This window comes from Actinoplanes sp. NPDC023714 (assembly GCF_040639855.1).
Taxonomy (GTDB): domain Bacteria; phylum Actinomycetota; class Actinomycetes; order Mycobacteriales; family Micromonosporaceae; genus Actinoplanes.
On the sequence record NZ_JBFAAR010000008.1, the window covers coordinates 1 to 19,141 of the forward strand.

Consider the following 19,141-nt stretch of genomic DNA (forward strand, 5'->3'; position numbering starts at 1 on the left):
GGTAACGTGTTGAGTTGACCGGTACTAATAGGCCGAGGGCTTAACCACCCTAAATTTTCTGCTTGCGTCCACTGTGTGATTCACAGCAAACGAACGACCACCCCGGGCTTTTGGCTTGGGTTGCTGGTTGTGTTTCGCTGATGGCTGTTTCGGTGGTCATAGCGGAGGGGAAACGCCCGGTTACATTCCGAACCCGGTAGCTAAGCCCTCCAGCGCCGATGGTACTGCACTCGGGAGGGTGTGGGAGAGTAGGACGCCGCCGGACTCAACGTGAAAGAAAGGCCCACCCCACGAGGGGTGGGCCTTTCTGTTTTTCCGCCCGCTTCGCAACGGGTATGCTTGCCCCTGGGCCGTGACTGGCGCGTTCGGATGGTTGACCATCGGGGAGCGGCTCCGTCGAGACGACGACTTGCCGTGCGCCTGGGCCTCTTCGCTTCGTGATAGGGAGGTCCCATGTCTGAGTTGAACGCTGAATCCACCGCTTTCCGCGCCGCGCTCGAGGTCGTCCGCACCGTCGAGCCGCGGATCGCCGACGCGATCGCGCAGGAGCTCACCGATCAGCGTGAGTCGCTGAAGCTGATCGCCAGCGAGAACTACGCTTCGCCGGCCGTGCTGCTCGCCATGGGCAACTGGCTGTCCGACAAGTACGCCGAGGGCACGATCGGCCGCCGCTTCTACGCCGGCTGCCAGAACGTCGACACCGTCGAGGCGGTCGCCGTCGAGCACGCGAAGGCCCTGTTCGGCGCCCCCTACGCCTACGTGCAGCCGCACTCCGGCATCGACGCGAACCTGGTGGCGTACTGGGCCATTCTCGCCGACCGGGTCGAGGTGCCGTACCTGCAGAAGTTCGAGAAGCGGCAGATCAACGACCTCACCGACGCCGAGTGGGCCGAGCTGCGTCAGGCGTTCGGCAACCAGCGTCTGCTCGGCATGTCGCTGGACGCCGGCGGTCACCTGACCCACGGGTTCCGTCCGAACATCTCCGGCAAGATGTTCGACCAGCGCAGCTACGGCGTCGACCCGGCGACCGGCCAGATCGACTACGCCTCTTTGCGGGAGACGGCCAAGGAGTTCAAGCCCGCGGTGATCGTGGGCGGCTATTCCGCGTACCCGAGGAAAGTGAATTTCGCGAAGATGCGCGAGATCGCCGACGAGGTGGGTGCGACCTTCATGGTCGACATGGCGCACTTCGCCGGCCTGGTCGCGGGTGGCGTGTTCACCGGCGACTACAACCCGATCCCGCATGCGCACATCGTGACGACCACGACCCACAAGAGCCTGCGCGGCCCGCGCGGTGGCGCCGTGTTCTGCCAGCCCGAGCTGTCGTCGCAGGTCGACCGCGGCTGCCCGATGGTGCTCGGTGGCCCGCTGCCGCACGTCATGGCCGCGAAGGCGATCGCGTTCGCCGAGGCCCGGCGCCCCGAGTTCGCGACCTACGCCCAGCAGATCGTCACGAACAGCCAGGCGCTGGCCGAGGGCCTCGCGAAGCGTGGTGTGCAGCTGGTCTCCGGCGGCACCGACAACCACCTCGTGCTGCTCGACGTGCACCCGTTCGGCATCACCGGCCGCCAGGCCGAGCAGGCCCTGCTCGACAGCGGCATCGTGACGAACCGCAACGCGATCCCGAACGACCCGAACGGCGCCTGGTACACCTCCGGCATCCGCATCGGCACCCCGGCGCTCACCAGCCGCGGCCTCGGTGTGGCCGAGATGGATCAGATCGCCGAGCTCATCCACACGGTGCTGGCGAACACCTCGCCGGCCGAGGGCTCGAAGGCGAAGTTCAGCCTGGACGCCGCGCTCTCCGACCGGGTGAGCAAGCAGGCGACCGAGCTCCTCGCGCCGTTCCCGCTCTACCCGACCGTCAGCCTCTGACGATCCCGCGTCGCCGGAACCGCCCCCGCAGGCATCTGCGGGGGCGGTTTTGTCGTCTACGCCGCAAAGGGTAGAAAAGCCAGTTGTGACGAACGTCAGCGGAACCGGTTCCGGATTCCCGGTTATCGATCCCCGGTGAACTCGCCGACCTGCGTGAACACCGGATCACCTGGGAAAAGGCGACGCGGTTCCGGAACCTCGCCGAACTCTGGATTGTGAACGGGCACGCTCCTAGCGTCAGAAACCGGGTGAGCGCTCTCCCAAGATCCTTTCCCGCTCCCGTCCTAGGAGTTCCCATGCCCGTCCTCAGGAGACGTTCCCCCTGGCGGCTCGCCGCCGCGGGTGGCCTGGTCGCCGCCCTGGTCGCCGGATTCACCACGGTCGCCGCCACCGGCGCCGCCGCAGCCGAGGTGCTGCTGTCCCAGGGCAGGCCGGCCACCGCCTCCTCCACCGAGGCGGCCGGCGCCTACTCCGCCGCCGAAGCCGTCGACGGCAACACCGGCACCCGCTGGTCGTCCGCCTTCTCCGACCCGCAGTGGCTCCAGGTCGACCTGGGCAGCTCGCAGCAGATCACCCGGGTCGAGCTGAACTGGGAGACCGCGGCCGCCAAGGCGTTCCAGATCCAGGTCTCGGACAACGCGACGAGCTGGACCACCGTCTACTCGACCACGACGGCGACCGGCGGCAACCAGTCGCTGACGGTCAGCGGCACCGGCCGGTACGTCCGGATGTACGGCACCCAGCGCACCACCGGCTACGGCTACTCGCTCTGGGAATTCAAGGTCTTCGGCGAGTCCGGCGGCGGCCCGACCATCCCGGGTGGCGGCAACCTCGGCGCCAACGTGATCGTCTTCGACCCCTCCATGTCGTCGGCGACCATCCAGTCCCGCGCCGACCAGATCTTCGCGCAGCAGGAGTCGGCGCAGTTCGGCACCGGCCGCTACGTACTCGCGTTCCAGCCCGGCACCTACAACAACCTCAACATCCAGGTCGGGTTCTACACCTCGGTCATCGGTCTAGGGCAAAACCCTCAAGACGTACGCATCAATGGTGATATCACCGTCGACGCCGGCTGGTTCCAGGGCAACGCCACACAGAATTTCTGGCGCTCGGTCGAGAACCTCTCCGTCTATCCGGTCAGCGGGGCGAATCGCTGGGCCGTCTCGCAGGCCGCGCCGTTCCGCCGGATGGATATCCACGGCGATCTCAACCTCGCGCCGAACGGGTACGGCTGGGCCTCCGGCGGCTACATCGCCGACTCCCGGATCAGCGGCTCCGAGGGGCAGTATTCGCAGCAGCAGTGGTTCACCCGGAACAGCCAGATCGGCTCGAACACCAACGCCGTCTGGAACCAGATGTTCGTGGGCGTCCAGGGCGCACCGGCCCAGTCGTTCCCGAACCCGCCGTACACCACGATCACGCAGACGCCGGTCATCCGGGAGAAGCCCTATCTGTACGGCAACGGCGTGTTCGTGCCGGCCCTCCGGTCCAACACCAGTGGGGCGAGCTGGGTGAACGGCAACACGCCCGGTACCACGATCCCGCTGTCGCGGTTCTTCGTCGCGAAGCCCGGCGACTCGGTCGCGACCATCAACGCGGCGCTCGCCCAGGGCCTGAACCTGCTCTTCACCCCGGGCATCTACCAGATCAACCAGACGATCAACGTGACGCGCGCCGACACGGTGGTGCTGGGCCTCGGGTACGCCACGCTGATCCCGGTCGGCGGAGTCACCCCGATGCAGGTGGCCGACGTGGACGGTGTGAAGATCGCCGGCATCCTGTTCGACGCCGGCACCACGAACTCGGCGAACCTGCTCGTCCTCGGTCCGGCCGGCTCGAACGCCAACCACGCCGCCAACCCGACGACGGTCCAGGACGTGTTCTTCCGGATCGGCGGCTACATCGCCGGTAGGGCCACCAACAGCCTGCTGGTGAACAGCAACAACGTGATCATCGACCACATCTGGGCGTGGCGGGCCGACCACGGCAACGCCGGCACCTACGGCTGGACGATCAACACAGCCGACTCCGGGCTGATCGTTAACGGTCAGAACGTGACTGCGTACGGGTTGTTCGTCGAGCACTACCAGAAGTACGAGGTGGTGTGGAACGGCAACGGTGGCCGGACCTACTTCCTGCAGAACGAGAAGCCGTACGACCCGCCGACCCAGGCGGCCTGGCGGACCGGGGCCAACGGGTACGCCGCGTACAAGGTGGCGGACTCGGTGACCAGTCACGAGGCGTGGGGCATGGGCAGCTACTGCTACTTCAACGTGAACCCGTCGATCCACGCCGACCGGGGCTTCGAGGTGCCGGTGACCGCGGGCGTGAAACTCCACAACCTCCTCACCGTCTCCCTCGGCGGCAACGGCGTCATCGACCACGTGGTCAACAACACCGGCGGGCCGGCGCAGGGAACCGCGACCGTCCCCTCCTACGTAGTCAACTTCCCCTAAAACCACCTCCACTCCCGCTCCCTGCCCCGGCTCCCCGCTCCCGATCTTGTGAACGCGCGGCGCACCGTTCCTGCGCAGATCATCAAGATCGGGGAGGAGGGGGTGCGGGAGAGGGCCCGGGCGGGGGCGCAGGCGGGGGCGGTGGAAGGGGGGCCGGGATTTCTCCGCTGCCTCGGGGGATCAGGGTTGTCGCCACCCTGATCTCGCGCGGTGGGCCGTCGTGGCCGTCGATGCGCTCAAAGAGTGCGCTGGCGGCCACGCGGCCTATCCGGGACGGGTGCTGGGCCACCACGGTGACCGGGGGATCGAGGAGGTCGGCGAGAGGGAAGTCGTCGAAGCCGGCCAGGGCGACGGTGTGGTGGCGGCCGAGCCTGCGGAGGGCGCGGACGGCGCCGATGGTGATCAGGTTCTGGCCGGTGAACAGGGCGGTCGGCGGGTCGGGCCGGCGCATCAGCGCGATCGTGGCGCGCTCGGCGGCCTCCTCGCCGCGCAGGTCGTGCACGACCGGGCCGGGGCGGTCGCCGAGGGCCTGGAGGTAGCCGCGGAAGCGTTCGCGCGCCGTCGGGATCCGCTGGTAGTCGCCGAGGAAGGCGATCCATCGGTGCCCGTGGGCGATGAGGTGCCGGACCGCGCCGGCCGCGCCCGCCACGTTCGTGGAGATCACCGTGTCGGCCCGGAAGCCGGACGGCGCGCGGTCGACGAAGACGATCGGCGTGCCTGTGAAGCGGGCCAGGTAGCCCTGATCAGAACCGGTCGGCGCGACGATGAGCCCGTCGGTCTGCCGTTGCCGGAACGCGCGGGCCAGTTCGCGTTCCCGGCTGTCGTCCTCGTCGAGGCTGCCGGTGAGCACGTGCACCCCGCGGGCGTGCGCCTCCTCCTCGATCGCCCGGTGCAGCGCCCCCGAGAACGGGTTCGACACGTCCTCGAGGAGCACGCCGATCGTCCTGGTGCGACGGTCGTTGCGGCGCAGCATGCTGGCACCCAGGTGGGGCCGGTAGTCCAGGGATTCGACGGCGGCGCGGACCCGGGCGGCCAGGTCGGGGGTGACGGTGGGTTCGCCGTTGACGACCCGGGAGACGGTCTTGAGGCTCACGCCCGCGGTGCGCGCTACATCGTTCATGGTCGGCCGTCGCATAGCGACCCCTCGAAAAAATCACGGAGTGCAACACATTGGAAACTCATTGTTGACACTCCGGGAGCCCGAGCGTCTACTCCAGGACAACGTTGTCTCCCGACTTGGGAGGAGAGATGCGCAATAGATCCAAAGTCTTGAAGGCCGGATGTGCCCTGTTTCTGATCATCGCGGCCGCCGGGTGCGGCGGTGATGACGCGGGCGATCAGCCGGTCGTCGGCCTGATCACCAAGACCGACACGAACCCCTTCTTCGTGAAGATGAAGGAGGGCGCCGAGGCGGAGGCCGAGAAGCAGGGCGTCGAACTGCAGACCTTCGCCGGCAAGCAGGACGGCGACAACGAGGCCCAGGTGCAGGCCATCGAGAACCTGATCTCCGCCGGAGCCAAGGGCTTCATGATCACACCGAGCGACTCGAAGGCGATCGTCCCCTCGATCGACAAGGCGAAGCAGTCCAACATGCTGGTGATCGCGCTGGACACGCCGACCGACCCGGCCGACGCCGCGGACGCGACCTTCGCGACCGACAACTACGAGGCCGGGAAGCTGATCGGTCAGTGGGCGAAGGCGAAGTTCGCGAAGGATGGCAAGCAGGCGAAGATCGCGATGCTCGACCTCAACGCCAACCAGGTCTCCGTCGACGTGCAGCGCGACCAGGGTTTCCTCGAGGGCTTCGGCATCCCCAACGGCGACCCGAACCGGATCGGCGACGAGAACGACCCGCGGATCTCCGGGCACGACGTCACCGACGGCAATGAGGACGGCGGCCGTACCGCCATGGAGAACCTGCTCCAGAAGGACCCCTCGATCAACCTGGTCTACACGATCAACGAGCCGGCGGCGGCGGGCGCGTACCAGGCGCTCAAGTCGGCAGGGAAGGACAAGGACGTCGTGATCGTCTCGATCGACGGCGGGTGCCCGGGCGTGGAGAACGTCAAGAACGGCGTGATCGGCGCGACCTCGATGCAGTTCCCGCTGAAGATGGCGGAGCTCGGCGTCCAGGCGATCGCGGCCTACGCGAAGGACGGCACGAAACCGCAGAACACCGCCGGCAAGACGTTCGTCGACACCGGCGTCCAGTTGATCACCGACGACCCGCAGACCGGCGTGGAGGCCGAGGACTCCACGTGGGGCGCGCAGAACTGCTGGGGCTGAGCGATGTCGACCACCACCGCCGACTTCGAGGTCCGGCATCGTGACTCGCTCGGGTTGCGCGTCCAGCACGTGCTGCACGGCAACCCGGTGCTCGGCCCGCTCGCCGTGCTCATCGTGGCGATCGTCGCCTTCTCCATCGTCAACCAGCGCTTCGTCTCGGCGGCCAACCTGTCGCTGGTGCTCGCGCAGGTGACAGTCATCGCGACGCTGGCGCTCGGCCAGACACTGATCATCCTGACCGCGGGGATCGACCTGTCGGCCGGCGCCATCGCGGTCTTCTCGTCGATCCTGATGGCGAACTTCTGCGTGAAGGCCGGCCTGCCCGGCGTCCTGGCGCTGCTGCTCGGCTTCGCCTGCGGCACCGCGATGGGCGCGATCAACGGTTTCCTGGTGACCCGGATCAAGCTGCCACCGTTCATCGTGACGCTCGGCACGCTCACGATCTTCTTCTCGCTCAACGCGGTGGTCAGCCAGAGCGAGACGGTACGCGGCGCCGACATGCCCGGGATCATGACGTGGGCCGGGGACAGCATCCGGTTCGGGCAGTTCCAGGTCACCTACGGCTCGATCATCATGCTCCTGCTGTTCGCGTTCTTCTTCTACGCGCTGAGCTGGACGGCCTGGGGCAAGCACGTCTACGCGACCGGGGACGACGTCGAGGCGGCCCGGCTGGCCGGCATCCGCACCGGCCGGGTGCTGTTCTCGGTCTACACGATCGCGGGCCTGCTCTACGCGGTCGCCGGCTGGATCCTCATCGGACGGCTCGCGTCGGCGAGCCCGAACGTCGGCACCGAGTACAACCTCGACTCGATCACCGCGGTCGTGCTCGGCGGCACCAGCCTCTTCGGCGGCCGCGGCGGCGTGATCGGCACCCTGATCGGCGCGCTGATCGTCGGCGTCTTCCGCAACGGCCTCCAGCTGGCCGGCGTCGAGGTGGTCTGGCAGGGCTTCGCGATCGGCCTGCTGGTGCTGATCGCGGTCTCCCTCGATCAGTGGATCAGGAAGGTCAAGACATGACGCCCGTTCTGGAGGCGAAGAACCTCACCAAACGGTACGGCCGGGTCGTCGCGATCGACGGCAGCGACCTCGAACTCCTGCCGGGCGAGATCCTGGCCGTGATCGGGGACAACGGCGCCGGCAAGTCGAGCCTGATCAAGGCGCTGTCCGGTGCGCTCGTGCCGGACAGCGGCGAGATCCGGCTGGACGGCCGGGTCGTGAACTTCCGCAACCCGATGGACGCCCGCGCGGCCGGCATCGAGACGGTCTACCAGACCCTCGCGGTCGCGCCCGGCCTGGACATCGCGGACAACCTCTTCCTCGGCCGGGAGGAGCGCCGCTCCGGGCCGCTGGGATCGGTGTTCCGGATGCTGGACCGCGGGCACATGCGCTCGGAGGCCCGGCGGCACATGAGCGACCTGGGCGTCGGCACCCTGCAGAACATCCGTCAGGCCGTCGAGTCGCTCTCCGGCGGTCAGCGCCAGGCCGTGGCGGTGGCCCGGTCCGCGGCGTTCGGCAGCAAGGTGGTGATCCTCGACGAGCCGACCGCGGCCCTCGGCGTGAAGGAGGGCAACCGGGTGCTCCAGCTGATCCGGGACGTCCGGGACCGGGGACTCCCGGTGATCCTGATCAGCCACAACATGCCGCACGTCTTCGAGGTGGCGGACCGGATCCACATCCAGCGGCTCGGCCGCCGGGTCGCGGTCATCACCCCGAAATCGCACAGTATGTCGGAGGCGGTCGCCATCATGACGGGTGCGGCCCCGCCGCCGGTGGGGTAAGCCTTGAAGGCATGACTATCGGAATCACTGGCGCCACCGGCAACGTCGGATCCCGATCAGCCCGCCTGTTGATCCAGGCCGGGATCCGCCCCCGGCTTCTGGTCCGGGATCCGGCACGGCTGGATCCCGGCACCGCCGAGCTGTCCGAGGTCGTGCGGGGCGACCTCCTCGACCCGGCGTTCCTCACGGCCGCGACCGAAGGCCTCGACGCGCTGCTCTGGATCACTCCGGAGAACTTCACGGCACCGGATCCGCTCGCCGAGATGGCCGCGATTGCGGCGGCGGGCGCTGCCGCCGTCAAAACCAGCGGGGTACGCCGAGTCGTGCTGATCAGCAGCGTCGGCGCCGAGCGGCGGCACGGGGCGGGCCTGATCGACGGGCTCGCGCAGTCCGAGGAGGTGTTCGCGGCCACCGGCGCCGACCTGCTGATCCTGCGCAACGGCTACTACTTCACGAACCTGTTCGGGAACCTCGACGAGCTGCGCGACGGCCGGCTCACCACGACCATGCCGGCGGACCGGCCGATGCCGTGGGTCGACCCGCGCGACGTCGGTGAGGTCGCGGCCGCGCGGCTGCTCGCCGGGAACTGGTCAGCCACGGAGCTTCAGGCCGTACACGGGCCTCGGGATCTTTCCTGGGGTGAAGTGGCGGAGATCGTCGGGCTCGTGATCGGCCGGAAGGTCGGTCTCGACGTGGTGCCGGACGACGCGATGGCGGCCGGTCTGCGGCAGGCCGGCCTCAGCGACGCGGCGGTCGACGGGCTGGTCCGGATGACGAGCGGGCTGCGCGACGGATTCGAGCCGGAGCAGCCGCGGACCCCGATCACCACCACACCCACCACTCTCGCCTCATGGGTTGCCGGGACTCTCGCCCCGGCACTGGCCGCCTGACGATTTCCCTCAAGGCGAACCGCATCGCGACGATGAGGGGCGCATGTGGTTCCGCCGAGCACACAGGCGCCCGCACGCACGGAACGGCTCGCGCCTGTTCGTGACGTACGCGGCGGCGAGTCTCGTGCCCGTGGTCGCCCTCGGCGCGCTGGTGCTGGAGGGGTACCGCCGCGACGCGGCGGAACAGGGCCGCGAGCAGGGACTCGCCCAGGCCGCGGTGATCGCCGAGATCGCTGTCGCGCCCGCGCTGAACGCCGACGACGTGGGCGCCAGCACGAACATCGACGACGGCCTGACCCTGGCGCAGTCCGCAGGCCTGCAGGACTCCACCGAGCAGGCGATCTTCCGCGGCTCGGTGCTGCGGTTGCGGCTGCGCAGCTTCACCGGCCGGGTGGTCTTCTCCGACGACGGGACGACCAGCGGCGGGGTGTCGATCACCGACTCGGACTTCCAGGCGGCCGCGGCCGGCCAGCCCCGGGCCAAGGTGATCGACTCCGAGGTGATCCGGGTGCTGCGGCCGCTGGTGGCGAGCGCGTCCGGGCAGTCCGTCGGGGTGCTGGAGCTGTACCTGCCGTACCGCGCGGTCGCCGACCGGTTCCACGCGCAGGTGAGCCGCACCTGGTGGACGATCGGCGTCTGCCTCGCCGCCCTCTACCTGGTGCTGGCGCTGCTCGCCTGGTGGACCACCCGCTCGCTGAGCCGGTACGCCGCCCGCCAGGAGTACCAGGCCCTGCACGACACCCTGACCGGCCTGCCGAACCGCGCGGCGTTCCGGAAACAGGCCGACGCCGTCCTCGACAAGGGCGGGACCGGCGCGATCGTGATCGTCGACCTCAACCGGTTCAAGGAGGTCAACGACACCCTCGGCCACCACGCCGGCGACGAGCTGCTGCGGGTGGTCGCCGACCGGATGCACGCCGCGATCGGCCCCGGCGACGTGCTCGCCCGCCTCGGTGGCGACGAGTTCGCCATGCTGCTGCCGGGCCGCGACGCCACCGCCGCGGTCGCGCTCCTCTCCACCGTGCGCGACCGGGTCTCCGCCGAGATGGTGCTGGACGGCGTGCCGCTCAACATCGAGGCCGCGTTCGGCGTCGCGATCTACCCGCGGCACGGCAGCAACGTCGAGGAGCTCAAGCAGCACGCCGACATCGCGATGTACCAGGGCAAGCGCGGCGCCAACGACATCGTCGTCTACACCGGCGGCGGCGCCGGCCACCCGCACCAGTGGCTGGTGGTCCAGGCCGAGCTGCGGCACGCCCTGGAGCGCGACGAGCTGGTCCTGTACTACCAGCCGAAGATCGCCCTGCCGGGCGGCGAGGTGTGCGGGGTGGAGGCGCTGGTCCGCTGGCAGCACCCGACCCGAGGGCTGCTGCCGCCCGGCGAGTTCCTGCCCGCCGCCGAGCACTCCGGCCTGATCGTGCCGCTCACCGAGTGGGTGCTGCGCCGGGCCCTCGCCGACCAGCTCGGCTGGACCGCGACCGGCCGCGACTGGACCCTGTCGGTGAACGTCTCGGCCCGCAACCTGGAGGTGCCCGGCTTCCCCGGGCTGGTCCTGGACCTGCTCGCGGAGACCGGCATCCCGCCGCACCGGCTCATCCTCGAGGTGACCGAGACGGCGCTGGCCGCGGACGCCGACGAGGCGGCCAAGGCGGTCGCCGAGCTGAGCCGCGCCGGCGTCGGCATCTCGGTCGACGACTTCGGCACCGGCTACACCAGCCTCTCCCGGCTGCGCGGCATGCCGATCACCGAGATCAAGATCGACCGGGCGTTCGTCACCGACGTCCTGCACGACCCGCAGAGCCAGGCCATCGTCCGCTCGGTGATCGAGCTGGCGCACGGGCTGGGCAGCCGCGCCACCGCCGAGGGCGTGGAGACCGCGGAGGTACGGACCTGGCTCGCCGAGGCCGGGTGCGACGAGGCGCAGGGCTACCACTTCGGCCGGCCGGCCCCGTGGCCGCAGATCTCCACCCAGCCGCATCTCGAAGGGGTAAGCCGATGAGGATCCGACGGGCGATCGTCGTCCTGCTCCTGCTGGCGGCGGGCGGCTGCGCCACGACGCCGTCCGCCTCGCCGTCACCGGCGGCCGGCGCCCTCGACATCACCGGCGGCGTGACGACCGACCAGGCGCTGCACGACCGGCTGCCCCAGGCCGTCCGGGCCCGCGGCTCGATCCGGCTGGTCACCGACGCCAGTTATGCGCCGATGGAGTATTTCGCCCCGGATGGTCGTACCATCATCGGTTTTTCTCCTGATCTCGCCGCCGCCCTCGGCGAAGTCCTCGGCGTCAAGGCCGAGATGGTGGTCGGCAACTTCAGCGGAGCGCTGGACGAGGTGGCGAAGGGCGAGTTCGACGGCGTGCTCTCGTCGATGACCGACACGAAGGAGCGGCAGGCCCAGGCCGACTTCGTGAACTACCTCAACACCGGCACCTCGATCGTGGTGCAGCGCGGGAACCCGGAGAAGATCACCGGCTTCGAGGACCTCTGCGGCCAGACCGTCGGCACCGAGAAGGGCACCCTCCAGGAGGACATGCTCCGGACGCTGGCGCAGTCGTGCGGCAACCGGCCGCTGGTGATCGACAGCGAGCCGACGAACGCGGACGCGCTGGTGCTGCTGCGCACCGGCCGGGTCACCGCCGTGCCGATCGACTTCCCGCCGGCCGCCTACCTGGTGAGCGACTCCCGCACCGGCGCGTTCTACGAGCTCGCCTCGGAGGCCCAGTACGACCCCGGCCTCTTCGGCATCGCCGTGGCCAAGGAGAACACCGCGCTGCGGGACTGCCTGCGCGAGGCCCTGCAGAAGCTGATCGACTCCGGCGTCTACGGCGAGCTGCTGGCCCGCTGGGGTCTCACATCGAGCGCTGTCAGCACGGCGACAGTCAACGGGGGCTGAAGCTACACACGTGTGTAGTAAGCTGCACACGTGAGTAGCGATCTGACCGCCCGGGCCCGCATCCGCGACGCCGCGATCGCGCTCTTCACCGAGCGCGGCATCGCCGGCGCCACCGTGCGGGACATCGCCCAGGCCGCCGGCGTCTCCTCCGGCCTGCTGCGGCATCACTTCGGGTCCAAGGAGGGCCTGCGCGACGCGTGCGACGAGTGGGCGCTCGCCCGGGTGGCCGAGCTCCAGATCCGCTTCACCGAGTCACAGGCGATCGGGCCGCTCACGCCCGACATCGTCTCCCTCCAGCAATATCTGGTCCGCTCCCTCATGGAGGGCTCGCCGCGCAGCCTCGCCATGTTCGAGGAGACCGTGCGGCACGGCGAGCGCTGGCTCGCCTCCACCCAGCTCAAGACGAGCGACCCGCGGGCCTTCGTCGCGGTCCTCGGCGCCATGAAGATGGGCATGTTCCTGATGCGCGACCAGCTCACCGCGGTGCTCGGTGAGGACGTCGGCGCCATGCCCGGATACCTCCGCATGCTGCGCGCCTCGGTCGAGGTCTTCTCGCAGCCGCTGATCACCCCCGAGCAGATCGAGCAGGCGATGACGGTGCTCGATCGGCATTAGTTTCCATCCTTGGAGCTGCCATGTCAGAGGCCATCGATGTCGAAGGGCTCGTCAAGAGGTTCGGCGCGGTCGCCGCGCTGGACGGGCTCGACCTGCACGTCCGGACCGGCGAGGTGCACGGCTTCCTCGGGCCGAACGGCGCCGGCAAGACCACCACGATCCGGGTGCTGCTCGGGCTGATGCGCGCCGACGGCGGGACCGCCCGGCTGCTCGGCGGCGACCCCTGGTCGGACGCGACCGAGCTGCACCGGCGGCTAGCCTACGTGCCCGGTGACGTCACGTTCTGGCCGTCGCTCACCGGCGGCGAGGTGATCGACCTGCTCGGGCGGCTGCGCGGCGGCCTCGACCCGAAACGCCGCGACGACCTGATCGAGCGGTTCGAGCTCGACCCGCGCAAGAAGGGCCGCACCTATTCGAAGGGCAACCGGCAGAAGGTGGCGCTCGTCGCGGCACTCTCCTCCGATGTGGAGCTGCTGATGCTCGACGAGCCGACCTCCGGGCTCGACCCGCTCATGGAGGAGGTGTTCCGGGAGGTGATCCTCGAGGAGAAGCGGCGCGGCGACCGGACCGTCCTGCTCTCCAGCCACATCCTCGCCGAGGTCGAGGCGCTCTGCGACCGGCTCACCATCATCCGGGCCGGGAAGGCCGTGGAGACCGGCACCCTGGCCGACCTGCGGCACCTCACCCGGACCACGATCCGCGCCGAGCTGACCGGCCCGGTCAACGGCCTCGCCGCCCTCACCGGGGTGCACGACCTGACCAGCGAGGACGGCCGGGTCGCCTTCGACGTCGACGCCGCCGCCCTGGAGCCGGCACTCAAGGTGCTGGTCGCGGCCGGGGTGCGCAGCCTCGTCTCGCAGCCGCCGTCGCTCGAGGAGCTGTTCCTGCGGCACTACTCGCGGGAGTCGTGATGAACGGCGTCCTCCCGCTGCTCCGGCTGGTGCTGCGCCGCGACCGCGTGATCATGCCACTGTGGATCCTCGGGTTCGGGCTCCTGCCGTACCTCTACGTCTCGTCCTTCGCATCGCTCTTCGCCACCGCGCAGGAGCGCGCCGACTACGCCCGGATCAGCGCCGGGAACGCCGGATTCGTGGCCCTCTACGGACCACTGCACGGCGACAGCCTCGGTGAGCTGGTGGTCTGGCGCGGCGGCTTCGTGCCCGTCATGATCGGCCTGGCCGCGCTGCTCACCGTCATCCGGCACACCCGCGCCGACGAGGAGGCCGGCCGCACCGAGCTGATCCGCGCCACCGTCGTCGGCCGGTTCGCGCAACTCGCCGCCGCCCTCATCGCCACGGCCGGCGCGTCGCTGCTGATGGGCGTCGTCGTGGCCGCCACCATGATCGGCGCCGGGCAGCCGGTGACCGGGTCGGTCGCGCTCGGCGCGGTGTTCACGCTCAGCGGCTGGATGTTCGCCGGGGTGGGCGCGGTCGCGGCGCAGATCGCCTCCGGTGCGCGCGGCGCCCGGGGCCTCGCGGTGCTGGCGCTCGCCGTCGCCTACGTGCTGCGCCTCGGCGGGGACATCTCGGCCCCCTTCCTCGCCTGGCTGTCGCCGATCGGGTGGGTGCACCGGGTCTTTCCGTACGGGGCTGACAACGGGTGGCCCGCCGCCCTGGCGCTGATGTTCGCCCTCGCGGCGGTGAGCCTCTCGGCCTCCCTGCTGGCCCGCCGCGACCTGGACGCCGGACTCGTCGTCCCGCGGCTCGGCCCGGCCACGGCCGCCACCTCACTGGCGTCGCCGCTCGCGCTCGCCTGGCGGCTGCACCGGGGCATGCTGCTCGGCTGGACCGCCGGCTTCGCCGCCCTCGGCCTCGTCTTCGGCGGCGTCGGCGGCAGCGTCGTGCAGCTCGCCGGCGACGCGGCGGGCGTCGACGAGATGTTCACCCGGATCGGCGGGGGCGGCGCCGTCACCGACGCCTACTTCGCCACCACGGCGGCGATCTGCGGGCTGATCGCGGCCTGCTACGCGGTCCAGGCCGCACTGCGCATGCGCGACGAGGAGCAGACCGGGCACGCCGAGGCGGTCCTGACCACCTCGGTCGGCCGGCTCGCCTGGGCCTCGTCGCACCTGGTCTTCGCCCTGATCGGGCCGGCCGTCGCACTCCTCGCCGAAGGGCTGCTCGCCGGCGTCATGCACGGCACCCCCGGCCCCGTCCTGGCCGCGTCGCTGGCGCAGCTGCCCGCCGTGTGGGTGCTCGCCGGCGTCACCCTGCTGCTCGTCGGGGTCGTGCCCCGGCTCGCCGCGGTGGCCTGGGCGGCGATCGCGGCCTGCGTCTTGCTGCTGCTGGTCGGGCCGCTCCTCGAGGTCGATCAGTGGGTGCTGGACCTGTCGCCGTTCACGCACGTGCCGCATCTGCCCGGCGGGGTCTTCGCCGCTTCGCCCCTCGTGGCGCTGTCGGGACTCGCCGTCGTGTTCGGCGGGGCGGGGTTGGTGGCGCTGCGGCGGAGGGACATCGCGGCCTGAATCCGGGGTTACCGGCTGGTTGTGGATTTCCTGTGGACAGCCCCGTGGGTGGGGCGTCGTGGGCTGCGGGACCGCCGCTCATCTTCGTACAAATGAAAGAGAGGGCCGGCCTCGAGAGCGAGGCCGGCCCGGTGGACTCGTCAGTGGTCCTTGTGGCGTTTGGGGAGGATCAGCTCCTCGTGGTCGAGTTCGCGGTTGAGGACCCGCAGGCTGTCGTCGTTGAGGTGGCCGGCGTCCCGCCAGCGGAGGAGCTCGTCGCGCTCGGCGTCGATGACCGCTTGGCGGACCATGAGGGCCGCCTCGTACTGGGGTGAGACCGGGACCTCGTTGGAGTCGACCTGTTCGAGGAGGTCGAGGCGGCGGCGGTAGCGGTCCAGGCGGACCTGGAGCTGCTTGCGCATCGTCTCGATGGCCTCGTCCTCGACGTGGTCGTGCTGCTGCTCCTGGATGTCGTCGAGGCGGTCCAGGGCGGCGCGGACCGCCGCCGAACGGGCCTCGTTGCGTTCCCGGGCCCGGTCGGTCTGGTTGGCGCGCAGGCCCAGCCAGCGCACCAGCGGCGCGAAGGTGAGCCCCTGACCGACCAGGGTGACCAGCACGACCGCGATGGCGCAGAAGTGCAGCAGCTCGCGGTCCGGGAAACCGACCGGCAGCGTGAAGATCGCCGCGAGGGTGATGACGCCGCGGGTGCCGGCCCAGCTCAGGACCGTGATCTCCTTGCCGGTGAGCGGGACCTCGCGGCCGTCGGTCTCGTCGTCGTTCTGACCGCCGAGGCGGGTGTGCAGGGAACGCGGCAGCCACTGGGTGAGGATCAGCCAGAGCGGGCGCAGCAGCAGCACCACACCGAGCGTCACCACGAGCGCGATGATGATGGTGCTGGTGGCGTACTTGGAGAGGCCGTCCACCACGTCCGGCACCTGCTGGCCGATCAGCAGGAAGACCATGCCCTCCAGCAGGAAGTCGATGAGCCGCCAGACCGCGCTGGTCTGCAGGCGCGTCGCGCCGGTCGTGTACCGCGGGGTGTCGTGGCCGACGATCAGGCCGGCCACCACGACGGCCAGCACGCCGGAGATGGTGACGTAGTGGTGCACGAAGGCGTTCTCACAGATCAGGTACGCCGCGAGCGGCGTGATCAGGGAGAGCGCGTTGGCGTTGAGCGGGTCCGCGCGGAAGGCCTTGAGGAACCGTACGGCGTAGGCGACCGCCACCCCGACGAGCACGCCGCCGGCCGCCGCGATCACGAACTGGCCGACCGCGTTGTCGAAGTTGAAGTCGCCGGCGTTCTGCGCGGTCACCGCGACGGTCAGGATGGTCAGCGCGGTGGCGTCGTTGAGCAGGCCCTCGCCGGAGATCAGCGTGACCATCTTGTTGGGCAGGCCGGCCCGCCGGCCGACGGCCAGCGACGCGACCGGGTCGGGAGGCGCCACCGCGGCGCCGAGGGCGACACCGGCGGCGAGGGTGGCCCCGGCCACCCAGAGCGAGAAGCCGAGGCCGATCAGAAGGGCCGTGACCAGCACGAGCACCACGGAAAGGCTGATCACCGTGCGCATGTTGCGCCGGATGTCGAGCAATGATGAATCGAGCGCGGCGTTGTAGAGCAACGGCGGCAGGATGAAGGTCAGAACGAGTTCGGGCTCCAGCTCGAGGTTGGGGCCCGGCAGGTAGGCGTAGGCAATGCCGATCAGGGTGAGCAGGACCGCCGCGGGGAGGCCGGTCTTCTCGGTGACCCAGCGCACCGCGACGATCACGGCGACCGCGCCCAGGGCGAAAAGCAGGATCTCCTCGAGATTCATTCGATCATTGTCGCTGCTGACCTGCGCCCCTTGTCCGGCGAGGTCGAGCTTTAACGCTGAGTCAGTTTCCGCTGGGCGTCGGCGAGTTCCCGCTGGTGGCTCCGGATCACCGGCAGGGCCCGGCCGGCGATCTTCTCGACCTGCGGCTCGGTGCCGGTGTCGAGGACGACCCGGGCCAGTTTGACGGCGTGCTCGTGGGCGATCAGCTGACTCCCGAGAAAGAGCGTGTCGAACTCCGCCCCGGACGTCGACCGGTACTGCGCGACCAGGGACTTCTGCTCCGAGTTGGGTTCGGCCGGCAGCCGCACGCCGAGGCCGGCGGCCGCCTTGCGGACGACCACGTCGAGCCTGCGGTGGTAGTCGGCGAACTCGCGGCCGAACTCCCGGACGGCCTCGGTCGCGCCCTTGCGACCGGCGATCCGGCCGGCCTGGATCTGGGCGAGATTGCCCTGGTGGGCCGCGATCAGGAAGTCGGCGTCCGGGTTGAGCGGGCGGGCCTGGGCCGGCGCCCCGGCGCCGATCAGGACCAGAGCCGCCATAACGGTTAAAAAGCGACGTAAAGGCATGAGCGCATAATAAAAGGGCCACCCCGAGCGGGGCGGCCCTTTTCACAGCGATCAGTACCGGTAGTGCTCCGGCTTGTACGGGCCCTCGACGTCCACGCCGAGGTATTCCGCCTGCTTCTTGGTGAGGGTGGTCAGCCGGACGCCGAGCGCGTCCAGGTGCAGCCGGGCCACCTTCTCGTCCAGGTGCTTCGGGAGCACGTAGACCTGCTTCTCGTACTCGCCCGGCTTGGTCCAGAGCTCGATCTGCGCCATCACCTGGTTGGTGAACGAGTTCGACATGACGAAGCTGGGGTGGCCGGTCGCGTTGCCCAGGTTCATGAGGCGGCCCTCGGAGAGGACGATCACCGAGTGGCCGTCCGGGAAGCGCCACTCGTGGACCTGCGGCTTGATCTCGATCTTCTCGATGCCCGGCACCTTGGCGAGGCCGGCCATGTCGATCTCGTCGTCGAAGTGGCCGACGTTGCCGACGATCGCGTTGTGCTTCATCGCGGAGAGGTGCTCGACCGTGATGATGTCGGTGCCGCCGGTCGTGGTGATGAAGATGTCGGCCTCGCCGACCACGTCCTCGATCCGGACGACCTGCATGCCGTCCATCGCGGCCTGCAGCGCGCAGATCGGGTCGACCTCGGTGACGACGACGCGGGCGCCCTGGCCCCGGAGGGTCTCGGCGGAGCCCTTGCCGACGTCGCCGTAGCCGCAGACGACGGCGAGCTTGCCGCCGAGCATCACGTCGGTGGCCCGGTTCAGGCCGTCGACGAGCGAGTGGCGGATGCCGTACTTGTTGTCGAACTTGCTCTTGGTGACCGCGTCGTTGACGTTGATCGCCGGGAAGAGCAGGGTGCCCTCCTTGGCGAGCTTGTAGAGGCGGGCCACGCCGGTGGTGGTCTCCTCGGTGACGCCCTTGATCTCGGAGGCGATCTTCGTGAAGCGCTGCCCGTCCGCGGCCAGCGAGGTCCGCAGCGTCTCCAGGATGATCTTGTATTCGAAGACGTCGTCCTCGGTGGCGGCCGGCACCGCGCCCGCGCCTTCGAACTCGACGCCCTTGTGCACGAGCAGGGTGGCGTCACCGCCGTCGTCCAGGATCATGTTCGGGCCCCGGCCGTCGCCGAAGTCGAAGAGCTGCATGGTCGCCCACCAGTACTCCTCGAGCGTCTCGCCCTTCCAGGCGAAGACCGGAACACCGGCCGGCGCCTCGACGGTGCCGGTCGGGCCGACGACGACCGCGGCGGCCGCCTCGTCCTGAGTGGAGAAGATGTTGCAGGAGACCCAGCGGACCTCGGCGCCGAGGGCGACCAGGGTCTCGATCAGCACGGCGGTCTGCACGGTCATGTGCAGCGAGCCGGCGATGCGGGCGCCGGCCAGCGGCTTGCTGTCGCCGAACTCGGTGCGCAGCGACATGAGGCCGGGCATCTCGTGCTCGGCGAGACGCAGCTGGTGGCGGCCGGCCTCGGCCAGCGACAGGTCGGCGACCGCGAAGTCGAGACCGTTGACGGATCGAAGTTTGTCACTCATGAAAGAGGGCTCCTCCC

At 69.8% G+C, this 19,141-nt stretch carries 15 protein-coding genes, 1 rRNA gene and 1 riboswitch; of the genes, 12 read left to right on the forward strand and 4 right to left on the reverse strand.

All coding sequences use genetic code 11. The features are described 5' to 3' along the window. The first annotated feature begins 148 nt into the window (after window positions 1-148). The 3 genes from rrf (at window position 149) to AB0G10_RS29950 (ending at window position 4,331) form a co-directional block, all read left to right on the forward strand. Window positions 149-265: ribosomal RNA gene (rrf, locus tag AB0G10_RS29940) — 5S ribosomal RNA — on the forward strand. A gap of 77 nt (window positions 266-342) precedes the next feature. After that, a riboswitch (ZMP/ZTP riboswitch) is annotated at window positions 343-433 on the forward strand. Window positions 434-453: 20 nt separating this feature from the next. Next, entirely contained in the window at window positions 454-1,875 is a 1,422-nt protein-coding gene (locus AB0G10_RS29945) for a glycine hydroxymethyltransferase (RefSeq protein WP_360929024.1), read from the forward strand. Between the two features lie 296 nt (window positions 1,876-2,171). Then, window positions 2,172-4,331 (forward strand): discoidin domain-containing protein, encoded by a 2,160-nt coding sequence (locus AB0G10_RS29950; protein WP_360929027.1) that lies wholly within the window; start codon window positions 2,172-2,174, stop codon window positions 4,329-4,331. 82 nt (window positions 4,332-4,413) lie between these two features. On the opposite strand, the gene AB0G10_RS29955 is transcribed toward AB0G10_RS29950, so the two are convergent. Continuing rightward, complete coding sequence (locus AB0G10_RS29955) at window positions 4,414-5,451, reverse strand: LacI family DNA-binding transcriptional regulator (RefSeq protein ID WP_360929030.1); 1,038 nt, start codon at window positions 5,449-5,451, stop codon at window positions 4,414-4,416. A 128-nt stretch (window positions 5,452-5,579) separates the two neighbouring features. Between AB0G10_RS29955 and AB0G10_RS29960 the strand changes: the two genes are divergently transcribed. From AB0G10_RS29960 to AB0G10_RS30000, 9 genes are all read left to right on the forward strand, one after another. Further along, window positions 5,580-6,617, forward strand: coding sequence for a substrate-binding domain-containing protein (locus AB0G10_RS29960; protein WP_360929033.1), 1,038 nt, complete (start codon window positions 5,580-5,582; stop codon window positions 6,615-6,617). Between the two features lie 3 nt (window positions 6,618-6,620). Further along, window positions 6,621-7,634 (forward strand): ABC transporter permease, encoded by a 1,014-nt coding sequence (locus tag AB0G10_RS29965; protein ID WP_360929036.1) that lies wholly within the window; start codon window positions 6,621-6,623, stop codon window positions 7,632-7,634. Beyond that, a complete protein-coding gene (locus AB0G10_RS29970; protein WP_360929039.1) occupies window positions 7,631-8,395 on the forward strand; it encodes an ATP-binding cassette domain-containing protein in 765 nt (254 codons plus the stop codon). Before AB0G10_RS29965 ends, AB0G10_RS29970 begins: the two co-directional genes overlap by 4 nt. A gap of 11 nt (window positions 8,396-8,406) precedes the next feature. Then, the gene (locus AB0G10_RS29975) at window positions 8,407-9,285 is read left to right on the forward strand and encodes an NAD(P)H-binding protein (RefSeq protein WP_360929042.1); all 879 of its coding nucleotides are present in this window, start codon (window positions 8,407-8,409) and stop codon (window positions 9,283-9,285) included. 100 nt (window positions 9,286-9,385) lie between these two features. Then, entirely contained in the window at window positions 9,386-11,284 is a 1,899-nt protein-coding gene (locus AB0G10_RS29980) for a bifunctional diguanylate cyclase/phosphodiesterase (protein WP_360929045.1), read from the forward strand. After that, entirely contained in the window at window positions 11,281-12,177 is an 897-nt protein-coding gene (locus AB0G10_RS29985; RefSeq protein ID WP_360929048.1) for an ABC transporter substrate-binding protein, read from the forward strand. Before AB0G10_RS29980 ends, AB0G10_RS29985 begins: the two co-directional genes overlap by 4 nt. 30 nt (window positions 12,178-12,207) lie before the next feature. After that, window positions 12,208-12,792 carry a TetR family transcriptional regulator gene (locus tag AB0G10_RS29990; protein WP_360929051.1) on the forward strand — a complete coding sequence of 195 codons (585 nt, stop codon included), beginning with the start codon at window positions 12,208-12,210 and terminating at the stop codon, window positions 12,790-12,792. 20 nt (window positions 12,793-12,812) lie between these two features. Beyond that, complete coding sequence (locus AB0G10_RS29995; RefSeq protein ID WP_360929054.1) at window positions 12,813-13,703, forward strand: ABC transporter ATP-binding protein; 891 nt, start codon at window positions 12,813-12,815, stop codon at window positions 13,701-13,703. Continuing rightward, window positions 13,703-15,256, forward strand: coding sequence for an ABC transporter permease (locus tag AB0G10_RS30000; RefSeq protein ID WP_360929057.1), 1,554 nt, complete (start codon window positions 13,703-13,705; stop codon window positions 15,254-15,256). The genes AB0G10_RS29995 and AB0G10_RS30000 overlap by 1 nt, the downstream gene beginning before the upstream one ends. Before the next feature lie 140 nt (window positions 15,257-15,396). On the opposite strand, the gene AB0G10_RS30005 is transcribed toward AB0G10_RS30000, so the two are convergent. The 3 genes from AB0G10_RS30005 to ahcY are packed head-to-tail and all read right to left on the reverse strand — an operon-like array spanning window position 15,397 to window position 19,124. After that, a complete protein-coding gene (locus AB0G10_RS30005; RefSeq protein WP_360929060.1) occupies window positions 15,397-17,046 on the reverse strand; it encodes a Na+/H+ antiporter in 1,650 nt (549 codons plus the stop codon). Between the two features lie 50 nt (window positions 17,047-17,096). Continuing rightward, window positions 17,097-17,612, reverse strand: coding sequence for a DUF4142 domain-containing protein (locus AB0G10_RS30010; RefSeq protein ID WP_360929063.1), 516 nt, complete (start codon window positions 17,610-17,612; stop codon window positions 17,097-17,099). A 51-nt stretch (window positions 17,613-17,663) separates the two neighbouring features. Next, entirely contained in the window at window positions 17,664-19,124 is a 1,461-nt protein-coding gene (ahcY, locus tag AB0G10_RS30015; protein ID WP_360929066.1) for an adenosylhomocysteinase, read from the reverse strand. Window positions 19,125-19,141: the final 17 nt, after the last annotated feature.